The 15,541-nt window shown below is 53.0% G+C and carries 15 protein-coding genes; 8 read left to right on the forward strand and 7 right to left on the reverse strand.

The features are described from left to right. Positions 1–117 precede the first annotated feature (117 nt). The 4 genes from glnA (at position 118) to KK102_RS20790 (ending at position 4,392) form a co-directional block, all read left to right on the forward strand. Positions 118–1,527: a glutamate--ammonia ligase gene (gene glnA / locus KK102_RS20775; protein WP_023333896.1), complete on the forward strand. Its 1,410-nt coding sequence runs from the start codon at positions 118–120 to the stop codon at positions 1,525–1,527. A 170-nt stretch (positions 1,528–1,697) separates the two neighbouring features. Further along, entirely contained in the window at positions 1,698–2,747 is a 1,050-nt protein-coding gene (glnL, locus tag KK102_RS20780) for a nitrogen regulation protein NR(II) (protein ID WP_010436825.1), read from the forward strand. 11 nt (positions 2,748–2,758) lie between these two features. Further along, on the forward strand, positions 2,759–4,171 hold the full coding sequence (gene glnG / locus KK102_RS20785; protein WP_126546080.1) for a nitrogen regulation protein NR(I): 1,413 nt from the start codon (positions 2,759–2,761) through the stop codon (positions 4,169–4,171). Positions 4,172–4,281: 110 nt separating this feature from the next. After that, positions 4,282–4,392, forward strand: a complete 111-nt coding sequence (locus tag KK102_RS20790) for a YshB family small membrane protein (RefSeq protein ID WP_045329576.1) — start codon at positions 4,282–4,284, stop codon at positions 4,390–4,392. A gap of 100 nt (positions 4,393–4,492) precedes the next feature. On the opposite strand, the gene hemN is transcribed toward KK102_RS20790, so the two are convergent. Continuing rightward, the gene (gene hemN, locus KK102_RS20795; protein ID WP_216358349.1) at positions 4,493–5,866 is read right to left on the reverse strand and encodes an oxygen-independent coproporphyrinogen III oxidase; all 1,374 of its coding nucleotides are present in this window, start codon (positions 5,864–5,866) and stop codon (positions 4,493–4,495) included. 188 nt (positions 5,867–6,054) lie between these two features. Further along, positions 6,055–6,570, reverse strand: a complete 516-nt coding sequence (yihI, locus tag KK102_RS20800; RefSeq protein ID WP_126546082.1) for a Der GTPase-activating protein YihI — start codon at positions 6,568–6,570, stop codon at positions 6,055–6,057. A 579-nt stretch (positions 6,571–7,149) separates the two neighbouring features. On the opposite strand from yihI, the gene yihA reads away from it, so the two are divergent. Next, the gene (gene yihA / locus KK102_RS20805; RefSeq protein WP_010436812.1) at positions 7,150–7,779 is read left to right on the forward strand and encodes a ribosome biogenesis GTP-binding protein YihA/YsxC; all 630 of its coding nucleotides are present in this window, start codon (positions 7,150–7,152) and stop codon (positions 7,777–7,779) included. Between the two features lie 98 nt (positions 7,780–7,877). Here the strand turns inward: yihA and spfP are convergent, their stop codons facing one another. Together spfP and polA are read right to left on the reverse strand one after the other, a co-directional pair. Then, positions 7,878–7,925, reverse strand: a complete 48-nt coding sequence (gene spfP / locus KK102_RS22455; RefSeq protein ID WP_071892919.1) for a small protein SpfP — start codon at positions 7,923–7,925, stop codon at positions 7,878–7,880. 166 nt (positions 7,926–8,091) lie between these two features. Beyond that, positions 8,092–10,884 (reverse strand): DNA polymerase I, encoded by a 2,793-nt coding sequence (polA, locus tag KK102_RS20810; RefSeq protein WP_216358350.1) that lies wholly within the window; start codon positions 10,882–10,884, stop codon positions 8,092–8,094. A gap of 439 nt (positions 10,885–11,323) precedes the next feature. Between polA and KK102_RS20815 the strand changes: the two genes are divergently transcribed. Further along, on the forward strand, positions 11,324–12,232 hold the full coding sequence (locus KK102_RS20815; RefSeq protein WP_216358351.1) for an acyltransferase: 909 nt from the start codon (positions 11,324–11,326) through the stop codon (positions 12,230–12,232). 23 nt (positions 12,233–12,255) lie between these two features. On the opposite strand, the gene dsbA is transcribed toward KK102_RS20815, so the two are convergent. The 3 genes from dsbA to KK102_RS20830 all read right to left on the reverse strand — a co-directional run bounded on the left by dsbA (position 12,256) and on the right by KK102_RS20830 (position 14,238). Continuing rightward, the gene (dsbA, locus tag KK102_RS20820) at positions 12,256–12,879 is read right to left on the reverse strand and encodes a thiol:disulfide interchange protein DsbA (protein WP_010436806.1); all 624 of its coding nucleotides are present in this window, start codon (positions 12,877–12,879) and stop codon (positions 12,256–12,258) included. Between the two features lie 27 nt (positions 12,880–12,906). Continuing rightward, the gene (locus KK102_RS20825) at positions 12,907–13,893 is read right to left on the reverse strand and encodes a serine/threonine protein kinase (protein WP_126546085.1); all 987 of its coding nucleotides are present in this window, start codon (positions 13,891–13,893) and stop codon (positions 12,907–12,909) included. Between the two features lie 75 nt (positions 13,894–13,968). Next, entirely contained in the window at positions 13,969–14,238 is a 270-nt protein-coding gene (locus KK102_RS20830) for a YihD family protein (RefSeq protein ID WP_010436801.1), read from the reverse strand. Between the two features lie 68 nt (positions 14,239–14,306). Here KK102_RS20830 and mobA point away from each other — a divergent pair, with 68 nt between their 5' ends. After that, on the forward strand, positions 14,307–14,891 hold the full coding sequence (gene mobA, locus KK102_RS20835) for a molybdenum cofactor guanylyltransferase MobA (protein ID WP_216358352.1): 585 nt from the start codon (positions 14,307–14,309) through the stop codon (positions 14,889–14,891). Next, positions 14,888–15,391, forward strand: coding sequence for a molybdopterin-guanine dinucleotide biosynthesis protein MobB (gene mobB, locus KK102_RS20840; RefSeq protein WP_216358353.1), 504 nt, complete (start codon positions 14,888–14,890; stop codon positions 15,389–15,391). Before mobA ends, mobB begins: the two co-directional genes overlap by 4 nt. Positions 15,392–15,541: the final 150 nt, after the last annotated feature.

Genomic DNA, 15,541 nt, shown 5'->3' on the forward strand with positions numbered 1-15,541 from the left:
AAGTTGGCACAGATTTCGCTTTATAAAAATACGGCAAAAAGATGGCATCACAGCCACCTTGATAGAAGTTGAAGACCTCGTTACCACGACGACAATGACCAATCTGGAGAGTTAAGTATGTCCGCTGAACACGTTTTGACGATGCTGAACGAACATGAAGTGAAGTTTGTTGATCTGCGCTTCACCGATACCAAAGGTAAAGAACAGCACGTCACAATCCCTGCTCATCAGGTGAACGCCGAATTCTTTGAAGAAGGCAAAATGTTTGACGGCTCCTCCATTGGTGGCTGGAAAGGCATTAACGAATCCGACATGGTTCTGATGCCAGACGCGACCACTGCGCTCATTGACCCGTTCTTCGAAGAGCCAACCCTTATCATCCGTTGCGATATCCTCGAGCCAGGCACGCTGCAGGGCTACGATCGTGACCCACGCTCCATCGCGAAACGCGCTGAAGAGTACCTGCGTTCTACCGGCATCGCAGACACCGTTCTGTTCGGGCCAGAGCCAGAATTCTTCCTGTTTGACGACATCCGTTTCGGCGCGTCAATTTCAGGTTCCCACGTGGCTATCGATGACATCGAAGGCGCATGGAACTCTTCCACCAAATACGAAGGTGGTAACAAAGGTCACCGTCCTGGCGTGAAAGGCGGTTACTTCCCGGTTCCTCCGGTCGATTCTTCACAGGACATCCGTTCTACCATGTGTCTGATCATGGAAGAGATGGGCCTGGTTGTGGAAGCGCATCACCACGAAGTGGCGACCGCTGGCCAGAACGAAATCGCTACCCGCTTCAACACCATGACCAAAAAAGCGGATGAGATTCAGATCTACAAATACGTTGTGCACAACGTTGCGCACCGTTTCGGTAAAACCGCGACCTTCATGCCAAAACCAATGTTTGGCGACAACGGTTCCGGTATGCACTGCCACATGTCTCTGTCCAAGAACGGTACCAACCTGTTCTCTGGTGACAAATATGCCGGTCTGTCCGAGCAGGCGCTGCACTACATCGGTGGTGTTATCAAACACGCTAAAGCGATCAACGCTCTGGCGAACCCAACCACCAACTCCTACAAGCGTCTGGTCCCAGGCTACGAAGCGCCAGTCATGCTGGCCTACTCTGCCCGTAACCGTTCTGCTTCTATCCGTATCCCGGTTGTTGCGTCTCCGAAAGCACGTCGTATCGAAGTGCGCTTCCCGGACCCAGCGGCTAACCCATACCTGTGCTTCGCAGCACTGCTGATGGCCGGTCTGGACGGTATTAAGAACAAGATCCACCCTGGCGAAGCGATGGACAAAAACCTGTATGACCTGCCGCCAGAAGAAGCGAAAGAGATCCCACAGGTTGCAGGCTCTCTGGAAGAAGCCCTGCAGGCGCTGGACGCAGACCGTGAGTTCCTGACCGCGGGTGGTGTATTCACTGATGAAGCTATCGACGCTTACATCGCGCTGCGCACTGAAGAGAACGACCGCGTGCGTATGACTCCGCACCCGGTTGAGTTCGAACTGTACTACAGCGTTTAATCGAGTTGTTTTACCCGGCGTGATAAACGTCGGGAGTAGTTGCCGTGGAAACTTTTAGCCCATCTCCGGATGGGCTTTTTTCTCCACCAACAACCTGATCTGACGCGCTTTTTACGCCGAAAAAGCTATACTGCACTAAATTAGTGCAACCAACTCCAGGAGACTGCTGAATGGCAACTGGCACGCTGCCCGATGCTGGGCAGATCCTCAATTCCTTAATTAACAGCATCTTGCTGGTCGATGACGAGCTGGCGGTGCATTACGCCAACCCGGCGGCGCAGCAATTGCTCGCCCAGAGCTCACGCAAGCTGTTTGGCACCCCGCTTCCTGAACTGTTGAGCTATTTTTCGCTGAATATTGGCCTGATGCAGGAGAGTTTGCAGGCCGGACAGGGGTTCACCGATAACGAAGTGACGCTGGTGATCGACGGGCGTTCACATATTCTCTCTCTTACCGCGCAACGTCTTCCTGAAGGACTGATCCTGCTGGAAATGGCGCCGATGGATAACCAGCGTCGACTCAGCCAGGAGCAGCTTCAACATGCACAGCAAATTGCCGCCCGTGACCTGGTGCGTGGTCTCGCGCATGAAATCAAAAACCCGCTGGGTGGATTACGCGGTGCAGCACAGCTGCTGACCAAGGCGTTGCCCGACCCTGCGCTGGCAGAGTACACCAACGTTATTATTGAGCAGGCCGACCGCCTGCGTAATCTGGTTGACCGTCTTCTTGGGCCGCAGCAGCCGGGCATGCACGTCTCTGAAAGCATTCATAAAGTGGCGGAACGGGTGGTGAAACTTGTCTCAATGGAACTGCCAGAGAACGTCACGCTGGTGCGCGATTACGACCCAAGCCTGCCGGAACTGGCGCATGACCCGGACCAGATTGAACAGGTTCTGCTGAACATTGTACGTAACGCGCTACAGGCGCTGGGACCGGAAGGGGGCGAGATTATTTTACGTACCCGCACCGCCTTCCAGCTCACGCTGCACGGCGTGCGCTACCGGCTGGCGGCACGCATCGACGTTGAGGATAACGGTCCGGGGATCCCGCCGCATCTGCAGGACACGCTGTTTTACCCGATGGTCAGCGGCCGCGAAGGCGGTACCGGGCTGGGGTTATCCATTGCCCGCAGTTTGATCGACCAACACTCTGGCAAAATTGAATTTACCAGTTGGCCGGGACATACCGAGTTTTCGGTTTTCCTGCCGATTAAAAAATAAAGGTGACGTTTATGCAACGAGGGATAGTCTGGGTAGTCGATGACGATAGCTCCATCCGTTGGGTGCTGGAACGCGCGCTCACTGGGGCGGGGTTAAGCTGCACGACGTTTGAGAGCGGCAGCGAGGTGCTCGACGCACTCACCACCAAAACGCCGGATGTTCTGCTTTCGGATATTCGCATGCCGGGCATGGACGGGCTGGCGCTATTAAAGCAGATAAAACAACGCCACCCAATGCTTCCGGTCATCATAATGACGGCGCACTCCGACCTGGATGCCGCAGTGAGCGCCTACCAGCAAGGGGCGTTTGATTACCTGCCAAAGCCGTTTGATATCGACGAGGCGGTGGCGTTGGTTGAACGCGCCATCAGCCACTACCAGGAACAACAGCAGCCTCGTAATGCGCCCGATTTTGGCCCCACCACGGACATCATCGGCGAAGCGCCGGCGATGCAGGATGTGTTTCGCATCATCGGGCGTCTGTCGCGTTCGTCCATCAGCGTATTGATTAACGGCGAATCGGGAACCGGTAAAGAGCTGGTTGCCCACGCGCTGCATCGCCATAGCCCTCGGGCTAAAGCGCCTTTTATCGCCCTGAATATGGCGGCCATCCCTAAGGATTTGATTGAATCCGAGCTGTTCGGCCACGAAAAAGGGGCGTTTACCGGGGCGAATACCATTCGTCAGGGGCGCTTTGAGCAGGCCGACGGCGGGACGCTTTTTCTGGACGAAATCGGCGATATGCCGCTGGACGTTCAGACCCGCCTGCTGCGCGTGCTGGCCGACGGGCAGTTTTACCGCGTGGGCGGCTATGCGCCGGTGAAGGTGGACGTGCGCATTATTGCCGCGACCCACCAGAACCTGGAGCAACGCGTGCAGGAGGGTAAATTCCGTGAGGATTTATTCCACCGACTGAACGTTATCCGCGTTCATCTGCCGCCGCTGCGCGAGCGCCGGGAAGATATCCCGCGCCTGGCGCGTCATTTCCTGCAGGTGGCAGCCCGCGAGCTGGGCGTGGAGGCCAAGCAGCTTCACCCGGAAACCGATGCCGCCCTCACCCGACTTGCGTGGCCTGGTAACGTGCGTCAGCTGGAAAACACCTGCCGCTGGTTAACCGTGATGGCCGCCGGGCAGGAAGTGCTGATTCAGGATTTACCGGCCGAGCTGTTTGAAGCGACCGCGCCTGAAAGCACTACCGGGCATGCGCTGCCGGACAGTTGGGCAACGCTGCTGGCGCAGTGGGCCGACCGCGCGCTGCGTTCCGGTCATCAAAACCTGCTGTCTGAAGCGCAGCCAGAAATGGAGCGTACGCTGTTAACCACCGCGCTTCGTCATACGCAGGGTCATAAGCAGGAGGCCGCTCGCCTGCTTGGATGGGGACGTAATACCCTGACGCGCAAGCTGAAAGAACTGGGAATGGAGTGATATCCGCCCGCGCGGAAAGGTTATTAATTGAGCGCAAATTGCCGTTATTTTGCGCTTTACTGTTCCGATGAGTTTTGTATGATCGTGCCCGGAAATTGGGGGTGAACATCATGCTGGAAACAATCGTGAATATGCTCTCTAGCGGAGCCGCTGAAAGCCACACGCCACAAACCGCCGTTGCGGCGGTGCTGTGTGCGGCGCTGGTTGGGCTGTTTAGCTAACGAGCTGTCGATGAAAAGCCGGGTGGCGCTTCGCTTACCCGGCCTACATTTCGCACTTAAGTAGGCCGGGTAAGGCAAAGCCGCCACCCGGCATTACAGCTCAAATCACCCGCGAGAACTGCTGCATACGCGCTTTCTGACGCAGATAGGCATCAAAGCACATGCAGATATTACGGATCAACAGACGCCCTTTCGGCGTGACCTCAATCGCGCTCTCCGACACATCCACCAGCCCGTCTTTCGCCAGCGGCGCCAGAAGCTTCAGATCTTCTGCAAAGTAATCGCTGAATGTCAGCGCCCACTGCGCTTCCACATCGCCGAAATCGAGACGGAAGTTGCAGATAAGCGCCTTAATGACATCGCGTCTGATGCAGTCGTCGCGGGTTAACGCGATGCCGCGCCACAGCGAGTTGCCCGTGTCATCAACCTGCTGGTAATACAGCTTCAGCTCTTTCTGGTTCTGCGCGTAGCAGTCGCCAATCATGCTGATGGCAGAGACGCCCATCCCCAGCAAGTCGGTATAGCCCTGCGTCGTGTAGCCCTGGAAGTTGCGGTGCAGAACGCCTTCGCGCTGAGCGACCGCCAGTTCGTCGTCCGGGCGGGCAAAGTGATCCATCCCGATAAACTGATAGCCGGTTTCGGTCAGCGAGGTGATGGTTTGCTGCAGGATATCCAGCTTCTGCTGGGCAGAAGGAAGATCGGCATCTTTGATTTTACGCTGGGCGGCAAACAGCGTCGGCAGATGCGCGTAGTTAAAGACGCTCAGGCGGTCCGGGTTGAGTTCGGCCACGCGCTTCAGCGTGAAGGCGAAGCTTTCCGGCGTTTGCCTGGGCAGGCCGTAAATCAGGTCAATATTGGTCGAGGTGAAGCCAATTTCACGCGCATGGTTGAGTAAGGCAAAGATAAAGTCTTCGTCCTGCTCGCGATTCACCAGACGCTGCACCTCTTTGTTGAAGTCCTGCACGCCCATGCTCAGGCGGTTGAAGCCTTCGGCGCGTAAGCGATCCAGGACATCCAGCTCGATTTCGCGCGGATCGACCTCGATCGAGATTTCAGCATCGTCGTTAAAATTAAAGTTGCCGCGCAGAAGCGTCATCAGGCGGCTGATTTGCGCTTTATTCAGATAGGTTGGCGTACCGCCGCCCCAGTGCAGCTGGCTGACGTGACGGCCTTTAAACAGCGGCGCGCGATGCACAATTTCCTGTTCGAGCGCGTCAAGGTACTGGTCGGCTTTATGCTGCTGGCGGGTCACGATTTTATTGCAGCCGCAGAAGTAGCAAAGCTTGTGGCAGAACGGAATATGGACGTAGAGGGACAGCGGACGCTCAGGATAGCGCGCGACGGCCTGCTGGAAATCACGCTCGCCGAAGGCATCGGAGAACTCCAGCGCGGTGGGGTATGACGTATAACGCGGCCCGGAATAGTTATATTTCTGGATTAGGGCCAAATCCCAGTCGATAGTTGGTGCTGACATGCTCACTCCTTCCGTTGGTGTCGCGTTCGTATACGGCGGCCCGTTCTGACCCCATTGCGGGCCATCATTCGGGTGCGCAGCCACTTCTGTCGCCGCGACAACCGCCGTAGTTTAACGAATAACCACACCAGATAACATATAACCGGAAGGGTTATAAGCAGGACTATCGAGCCTGCCGGGTGCAAATGTTAGTTTCCACCCTTCAGAAGACGCATCATATCTTCCTGCTTTTCGTCTTCTTCTTCGTCGTCTTCGTCGTCGTAAGACAGGCCCAGCTTCTGCATCAGCTCGTCGATGCGATCCAGTTTGGCATCCACCCATGACTGCTCTTCGGCGGTCAGGGTTTCACCCTCTTCAAGACGTTCCAGCAGCGCGTCCAGGCGCTCATCGTTCTCCAGCAAATCCAGCTCAGCCTGCGGTGAAAGCATAGGTTTCTCGCTCTTTGGTTTGTGCTGCTTAGTGACCGGGGTGTCTGTCACGCCCAGTGGAATGGGAGTTTTACTGCCGATACGGGGATCTTTCTGCTGTTTGCCTTTTGCAGAAGCTCCCGCTGCACCACCACCGTTGGCACGGCTACCCGCAGCATGACCACGATGTTTTTTGTCGCGTTTGCGGTCGCGCGCTTCCTGGTTCAGTTCTTCGCGCGTTTTGCGGCGTGCTTTTGCTGGGCGTTTCGCGCCCGCTGCGGTGGTCGGTTTTTTCATGATGTTTTATCTTTAAGCCGTTTTATTCAGTATAGAATTGCGGCGAAATCTAGCAGAAAGCAAGCAAAGAAAAAAGGCGACAGAGCAATCTGTCGCCTTTTTTCCTGACTCACAACCCTTAGCGGGCCAGACATTCCATGTTTGCCAACAACAAACCCTGTTTATCCCTTGGCTAATACCGTCCGTGATACGGTTCCGTTTCCTGTAATAACGCCTCCAGGCGCCCATCATCCTGACAATCCTGAGTCTTAGCCTCCTGGCGCTCCTGACCCTTATCCTTAAGTCCTGATCCTGTTGGCATCCTCGCCTTGACGCACACTTTACCTTTTTCCCTTAAACTAACAAGCAACGAAAGGGTATAAAAAAGGATTTTCGGATTATTACTCACTATCAAGTCTATGATATTTAATAGTTTGCATTTTTTAACACCTGCGATTTCTCTTAAATGTCCCATAGGATTTGAGGCCGATCTCTTACAAATTAATGGGTTTTCGCTTACAGGCCAGGTACGATGGGAAAAGCCTTTTGCCCGCATTCAGGTATAATCCCCCGCAGATTACGATTTTTGGAGACGACCACGTGACTACCTGGAACTACCAACAGACGCATTTTGTCACCAGTGCGCCTGATATTCGCCACCTGCCTTCCGATACGGGTATTGAAGTGGCATTCGCTGGCCGCTCCAATGCGGGAAAATCCAGCGCCCTGAATACGCTGACCAATCAGAAGAGCCTGGCCCGCACCTCAAAAACACCTGGCCGTACTCAGCTGATCAACCTGTTTGAAGTTGCAGAAGGCAAACGCCTCGTCGACTTACCGGGCTACGGCTATGCGCAAGTACCTGAAGAGATGAAGATCAAATGGCAGCGAGCGCTGGGTGAGTACCTGGAAAAACGCCAGTGCCTGAAAGGTCTGGTAGTGCTGATGGATATTCGCCATCCGCTGAAAGATCTCGATCAGCAGATGATCGACTGGGCTGTAGAGAGCGATATCGCCGTGCTGGTTCTGCTGACCAAAGCCGATAAGCTGGCTAGCGGTGCGCGAAAAGCGCAGGTGAATATGGTTCGCGAAGCGGTGCTGGCCTTTAACGGTGATGTGCAGGTTGAGCCGTTCTCCTCGCTGAAAAAGCAGGGCGTGGACAAGCTGCGTCAGAAGCTCGACAGTTGGTTTAACGAGCTGGAACCCGCGACAGAAGCGGAAGAAGAGTAAAGATGAGCGCGGCAATGTCCGCGTTTTCTTTTGCCTGATATTTTCTTTGCCGCAATAAAAAACGCCCCAGTCATTACTGACTGGGGCGGCTAAAATATTCAGCCAAATCCGATTACGTGAAGTAAAAGGTCTGAAAGATAGAACATCTTACCTCTGTACCCTACGTCGTTAACTCTACCCCTTTTTTATCAGTAGAAAAAGCACTTTTTGTAGTTTTTTTTCATTCTTTACATAGGGAATTCTAATGATTGTCACAAAACGCACGTCGTTATGTTGCTAACTTACATAAAACGCGCGTTATTCCATGAACCCTTAGTGAGCCTGATCCCAGTTTTCGCCACTCCCCACTTCTACCAGCAACGGAACGTCCAGCTTCATGCTGCTTTCCATCAGTTCGTGGATCTTCTGAGACACTTTTTCAAGATCGTCTTTGTGCACTTCGAACACCAGTTCATCGTGTACCTGCATGATCATTTTCACGCGCGGTTTATCTTTTTCCAGCCAGGCATCCACGGCGATCATCGCACGCTTGATGATGTCAGCAGCGGTTCCCTGCATTGGGGCGTTGATAGCCGCACGCTCTGCGCCTGCACGACGCGCCGCGTTGCTGGATTTGATGTCCGGCAGATACAGACGACGACCATCCAGCGTTTCAACGTAGCCTTTCTCTTTCGCCTGCGCACGGGTGCGTTCCATATACTCCAGTACGCCCGGATAGCGCTCGAAGTAGAGATCCATATACTTCTGCGACTCTTTGCGCGGAATGTTGAGCTGGCGTGACAGGCCAAAGGCGCTCATCCCGTAAATCAGACCGAAGTTAATCGCCTTAGCGCTGCGGCGCTGTTCGTTGGTTACGCTGTCCAACGGCAGACCGAAGACTTCGGCTGCAGTCGCCCGGTGGATATCCTTCCCTTCGGCAAACGCGCTCAGCAGGCCTTTATCACGGGACAGGTGCGCCATAATACGCAGTTCGATTTGCGAGTAGTCCGCCGAGACAATCAGATAATCCTCTGGTGCGATGAAAGCCTGGCGAATACGGCGGCCCTCTTCGTTACGTACCGGGATGTTCTGCAGGTTGGGATCGGTTGACGAGAGACGACCTGTCGCCGCGACAGCCTGATGGTATGAGGTATGCACACGCCCCGTTTTCGGGTTAATCATCAACGGCAGCTTATCGGTGTAGGTCGATTTCAGCTTCGCCAGACCGCGATACTCGAGGATAACTTTTGGCAGAGGATAATCCAGCGCCAGCTCTTCCAGCACCTCTTCAGAGGTTGATGGCGCGCCGCCAGGGGTTTTCTTCAGCGGCTTGATGCCCTGCTTTTCAAACAGGATAGTTTGCAGCTGTTTAGGCGACGACAGGTTAAACGGCTCTCCGGCAAGCTCATGGGCTTTTTGCTCAAGCTCGGTCAGACGCTGCGCCAGTTCACCCGAATGGTTATGCAGCACCGTTGGATCGATTTTTACGCCGTTGCGTTCGATGCGGGACAGCACCGGCACCAATGGCATTTCGATATGCTGGAACACGTTCAGTGGGCCTTCATGCTTCTGCAGCTTTGGCCACATTTTCAGGTGCAGCTGCAGCGTGACGTCAGCGTCTTCCGCCGCGTAGCGTCCTGCCTCTTCGAGAGCAATCTGGTTAAAGGTGAGCTGATTTTTCCCTTTGCCGGCAATCTCTTCGAAGGTGATAGTTTTGTGCTTGAGCCAGCGGTCAGATAAGGAATCCATATCATGACGGCCTGCCACGCTGTCCAGAATGTAGGATTCCAGCATGGTGTCGAAGGCGATGCCGCGCAACTCAATCCCGTAGTTTTGCAGAATGCCGCGATCATATTTCAGGTTCTGCCCAACTTTGAGCGCCTTGTCATCTTCGAGAATCGGCTTTAGCAGCTCAAGGACGCGGTCGCGGGAGATCTGATCCGGCGCATCCAGGTAGTCATGTGCAACAGGGACATAGGCCGCAACGCCCGGCTCAGTGGCAAATGACAGGCCCACCAGGTTGGCCGAGATGTTATCGAGGCTGTCAGTTTCGGTGTCAAAGGCAAAGACCGGCGCTTTTTTTAGCTTCTCGATCCAGGCGACCAGCTGTGACTCCTCCAGAAGGGTTTCGTAGTTATCGAAGGAGAGTGCGACGATCTCTTCGTCTGCCTGCTCTTCAGCATCCACAACAATCGTCTCTTTCGGCTTCGCGGCAGGTTTCGCGCCTTTTGCCTGCAGCCATTTACCGGCTTCAACGTCAGTGGTCCAGCGCTTAAATTCGTATTTCTTAAACAGGCTCAGCAGATCGTCAGCGGAAGGCTGTTGCACTTCCAGCTGCTCACAGCCCAGCTCCAGTTCGACATCTGTTTTGATGGTTGCCAGCTTATAGGAGAGATAAGCCACCTCTTTGTTCTCTTCCAGCTTCGCCGCCATGGTTTTCGCACCACGGAAGGTGAGCCCGGCGATTTTATCCGATTCCGCGTAGAGCGTATCCAGCCCGCCAAGCCCCTGAAGCAGCGCCTGCGCGGTTTTCTCACCAACGCCAGGCACTCCAGGGATGTTATCCGAGGAGTCGCCCATCAACGCGAGGAAGTCGATAATCAGCTCAGGCGGCACGCCATACTTAGTGACCACTTCTTCTGGCCCCAGAATGGTGTTGGTCATGGTGTTAATCAGGGTGATCCCTGGCGTCACCAGCTGAGCCATATCTTTATCACCGGTGCTGATCAGCACCGGACGGCCCATTTTTTCTGCTTCACGCGCCAGCGTGCCGATGACGTCGTCGGCCTCAACGCCAGAAACGGCCAGCAGCGGCAGACCCATCGCTTTCACCATGGTATGCAGCGGCTCGATCTGCGCACGTAGATCGTCAGGCATCGGCGGGCGATGGGATTTGTAGTGCTCAAACAGCTCGTCGCGGAAGGTTTTACCTTTTGCATCAAAGACTACTGCCGCATGGGTTGGCTGATACTGAAGGATCAGACTGCGCAGCATGTTCAGTACACCGTACATTGCGCCGGTGGGTTCCCCTGCGCTGTTGGTCAGAGGAGGAAACGCATGATACGCCCGATACAGGTAAGAAGAGCCGTCGACGAGAATAAGAGGGTTTTCTGGGATCTGAACCATAATGTCCGTGCCTTTAATCAATTTATGGGTAAAGGATGCCACAGAAGGATGAAAACATCAGTTATTAGCGCCTGATACAGGAAAAGATTTTGCGATCGTGAGGATCGCTCGCAAAAATCAAACTGTGGATAAGTTTGTGTATACTTTCACTACATATGAATAACAGCCGAAAAAAACCTATCCGATTATATAATTTATTGTTTATTATCATCATATTAAGTTAGTAATCATTATCCATATTGCGAATTGATGACAATTTAGTCTATGTGGATATAAGCCTCGTTTATTCCGTCATCGTAGTCATATCTGCTGCTGCAGGTAAAAGCCGCTTCCCCGCCGTGTGAAAGCACCATTTTTTAGTCTGTTTTCTGATAAACTCAGCGCCCTGCGCCGCATATGCGGCGGCTTAATTTAATCTAACCACCTGAAAAGACTGATTATGTTGAGATTGCTCGCTGCAATAACACTACTGTTAAGCATCATTTTAACCATTCTGGTGACTATTGCCTGTTCAGTGCCGATCATTATCGCCGGGATGATTAAGCTGCTGCTGCCTGTGCACGCGGTGTGGCGAGCCGTCTCTGCGTTTTGTAATTTTATGATGTATTGCTGGTGCGAAGGGCTGGCGATTCTGCTGCGCCTTAACCCGCACCTGAAGTGGGATGTTCAGGGTCTGGAAAGACTCAACAAAAAGAACTGGTATCTGCTGATCTGCAATCATCACAGCTGGGCTGACATCGTGGTGTTATGTGTGCTGTTTCGCAAACACATCCCGATGAATAAATATTTCCTGAAACAACAACTGGCCTGGGTGCCTTTTATTGGCCTGGCCTGCTGGGCGCTGGATATGCCGTTTATGAAACGCTATTCACGCAGCTATTTACTTCGTCACCCGGAACGCCGCGGTAAAGATGTGGAAACCACGCGCCGCTCCTGCGAAAAGTTTCGTGCACATCCGACGACGATTGTTAATTTTGTAGAAGGCTCTCGTTTTACCGAAGAGAAGCGCAGTCAGACTCGCTCCCCTTATCAGCACTTACTGCCCCCTAAAGCTGCGGGCATTGCGATGGCATTGAACGTGTTGGGCGAGCAGTTCGATAAATTATTAAACGTTACGCTTTGCTACCCGGAGAACGATAAGACGCCATTTTATGACATGCTCAGCGGCAAACTGACCCGTATTGTGGTTCACGTTGATCTGGTACCTGTTGAGACGGAACTGCATGGCGATTACGTTAACGATAAGAATTTTAAACGTCGTTTCCAGCTTTGGCTTAATACGCTCTGGAAAGAGAAAGACGAACAGATAGGCAATATTAAATCTTCATACAAAAACGCCGGTCATTGACCGGCGTTTTTACATCAACAATCTTACTTCTTCTCAACCAGATATTTCACGGTATCAGCATACTGTTGTACGAAGATATCCATGCTGCTGGTGTCCATGCCCTGCATGTTCAGCTGATATTTGCCGTTAACAAACATCGCCGGAACGCCCTGAAGCTGGAGGTCAGCAGCCGCTTTTTCCTGCTGGGCAACCAGTGATTTCACCACGAAGCTGTTCCATGCGGCATCGTACTCTTCACCTTTCACGCCGGCATCCACGAATACTTTACGGATATCCGCAGTGGTCTGAACGGTCTGGGTTTTCTGTACGGCTTCAAACATTGGGGCGGTGATCTTATCTTCCACGCCCAGTGCGATAGCTACCGCCCACGCCTGAGTCAGGTCTTTGCCCAGCGGGCCCAGGAACTCAACGTGGTATTTCGTCATTTTGGTGCCTTCCGGCAGCTTTTTCTTCACGTTGTCAGAGACATGCAGCACCTGCTCGAACTGATAGCAGTGTGGGCAATAAAACGAGAAGAACTCCAGAACCTGTGGCTCGCCAGCGACCGGCTTGTCCAGCGTGATGTACTGTTTGCCGTCGGTAAACTGTGCAGCAGAAGCGCTAAATGCCAGAATCATACCTGCCAGCGCCAGCCAAATTTTTTTCATGATCAACTCTCTCCTGGGTGTGTCCAATTAATACATCGGCGTTAATTGCAGAGGAGGCTCTTGCAGAACCTTAACCTGCTCAGTAAATGTGGATATCTGGCTGCGCCAGTAATCCTCTCCGGTAAGCCACGGGAAATTTCGGGGAAATGCGGGATCATCCCAACGCCTGATTAGCCATGCGAGATAATAAACAAAACGCATCGCACGTAAAGGCTCTATCAAGGCAATTTCGTCTGAATTAAAGGGGCTAAATTCTTCATACGCTTCAATAATGGTTTCAAGCTGCATCCTTTGCTCGGCTTTATCACCATTAAGCAGCATCCACAGATCCTGAACCGCTGGCCCCATGCGCGCATCATCGAGATCGACAAACAGTGGGCCATCGCGCCAGAGAATATTGCCAGCATGGCAGTCTCCATGCAGACGCAGAACGGAAATATCATCGCGCCAGCAGGTTTTCACTGCAGCAATAAGCTTATCGGTGGCGTTGAGGAAACCATCCTTTAGCGCAGCGGGGATCATTGCAGACGTTTCGAATAGTTCGCGCGGTTCAAGAAGGTATTCCTGAATCCCCATAGTCGGGCGGGCAATAAAGGCTTTTTTGCGTCCCGTCTGATGGATACGCCCCAGGTAGCGGGCAACCCACTCCATCTGATCGATATTATCCGCTTCAAACTGACGACCACCCAGGCTTGGGAATACTGCGTAGTAATACCCTTCGTGCGTGAGGAGCGTTTGGTTATTGAATTTCAGGGGCGCAGCAACGGGAACATCGTCATCCAGCAGATCGTGGGCAAACTGATGCTCTTCCTGAATTTGTTCTGCGGACCAACGCTCAGGACGATAGAACTTCACAACGAAGCGCTGGCGCTCCTCATCCTGAAACTGATAGACGCGATTTTCGTAGCTATTTAACGGGGTTAACCCAGAATCCACCCGAATACCCTGCTCGAACAGGGCGTCCATAATGGTATCCGGGTGTAATGTCTGGAAAGTAAAAGCCTGGTCGTTCATCCGATCATCCGGAAATTATACGAATGATTCAGGATATCATCTTGTGGCGATTTCGGTGGCTCCGCTTACAAGCTTTTACTCTTTAATTACCCCACGCGCGCGCAGCAATGCGGTTTTAAAATCTTCCTCATAATCTTTCTGAATACCAGGAATAACAGCATCTTTGGCGGAATCACGCATTTTAAGGTGGTAGATCAGGATGTCGTCAGAAAGGTCTGTCAGCTCGCCGTCAAAACCTGACTCTTTCGCCAGTTTCTGTAAAAATTGCATCAGATTCAGCTCTGGCTCTTTTTGCCAGGCTGGCTGGAGGAGTTCAATAACTTCATTCAGACGTTTACATTTCATGGTGGTGCTCCTTTCATTTAGAGAGACACGTTAGCAGGGTCAATCCCACAATAAAAGAGGCGATATTAGTGAATGAGTGCCAGAAAATCATCGGTGTCGTTCTGGCCGGTGGCAGAGCGACCCGAATGGGCGGAGAAGATAAGGGGCTACAGCCGCTGAATGGCAAGCCATTATGGCAGCATGTCGCTGACAGGCTTGCAGATCAGGTGTCGACAATCGCGCTCAGTGCTAATCGTCATATCGCGATTTACCAACGCAGCGGATTCCCCGTTTACCCGGATAACCAGGCAGATTATCCGGGGCCTCTGGCTGGGATGCTTTCGGTCATGCAGCAGGCTAAGGGGGAATGGTTTCTCTTTTGCTCCTGCGATACCCCCTTTATTCCGGCTTGCCTGGTAGAACGCATGGTACAACAGCGCGGTGACTCACCCGTGGTTTGGGCACATGACGGTGAGCGCGACCATCCGACCATAGCCCTGATTCATACATCGCTAGCTTCTGACCTGCAGGCTTACCTGGCTGCTGGAGAAAGAAAAGTGATGGTGTTTATGCGGCAGGCAGGCGGACATCCGGTTGATTTTAGCGATGTGAAGCCAGCATTTGTAAACGTGAATACGACAGAAGATTTGCAGGCACTGCAGGAGAAGAAATGACATCTGTTTTAGCAATTTCCGCCTGGAGTGGTACCGGGAAAACCACCTTACTCAAAAAGCTGATACCTGCACTGTGCGCCAGAGGTATTCGTCCAGGTTTGATTAAGCACACGCATCATAATATGGATGTCGATAAGCCCGGTAAAGACAGCTATGAGCTGCGTAAGGCCGGAGCAGCACAAACGATGGTAGCCAGTCCTCAGCGCTGGGCGTTAATGACAGAAACGCCGGATGAGGCGCCGCTGGATCTCGCTTATCTTGTCAGTCGGATGGATCATTCCACGTTGGATCTGGTGCTGATTGAGGGATTTAAGCATGAGGCAGTACCTAAGATCCTGCTGTTCAGAAGCGATGCCGGGCATGATATGAGTGAGTTAACGCTTGATGAGCATGTCATTGCGGTGGCCAGTGATGTGGTATTGCCGCTTGAGGTTCCGGTACTGGATTTGAATGATGTTGACGGAATTGCTGAGTTTATTGTGAGATGGAGTGCGGTCTGACTTGGCGGGTGGCGGCTTTGCCTTACCCGGCCGGCCTACCGTTTTTTTGGCGCATAAACGCAAAAAGGCCATCCTTTCGGATGGCCTCTTCACTTGTTTGATGCCTGGCAGTTCCCTACTCTCACATGGGGAGACCCCACACTACCATCG

This window comes from Enterobacter quasimori (assembly GCF_018597345.1).
In the GTDB taxonomy this organism is placed as follows: Bacteria; Pseudomonadota; Gammaproteobacteria; order Enterobacterales; family Enterobacteriaceae; genus Enterobacter; species Enterobacter mori.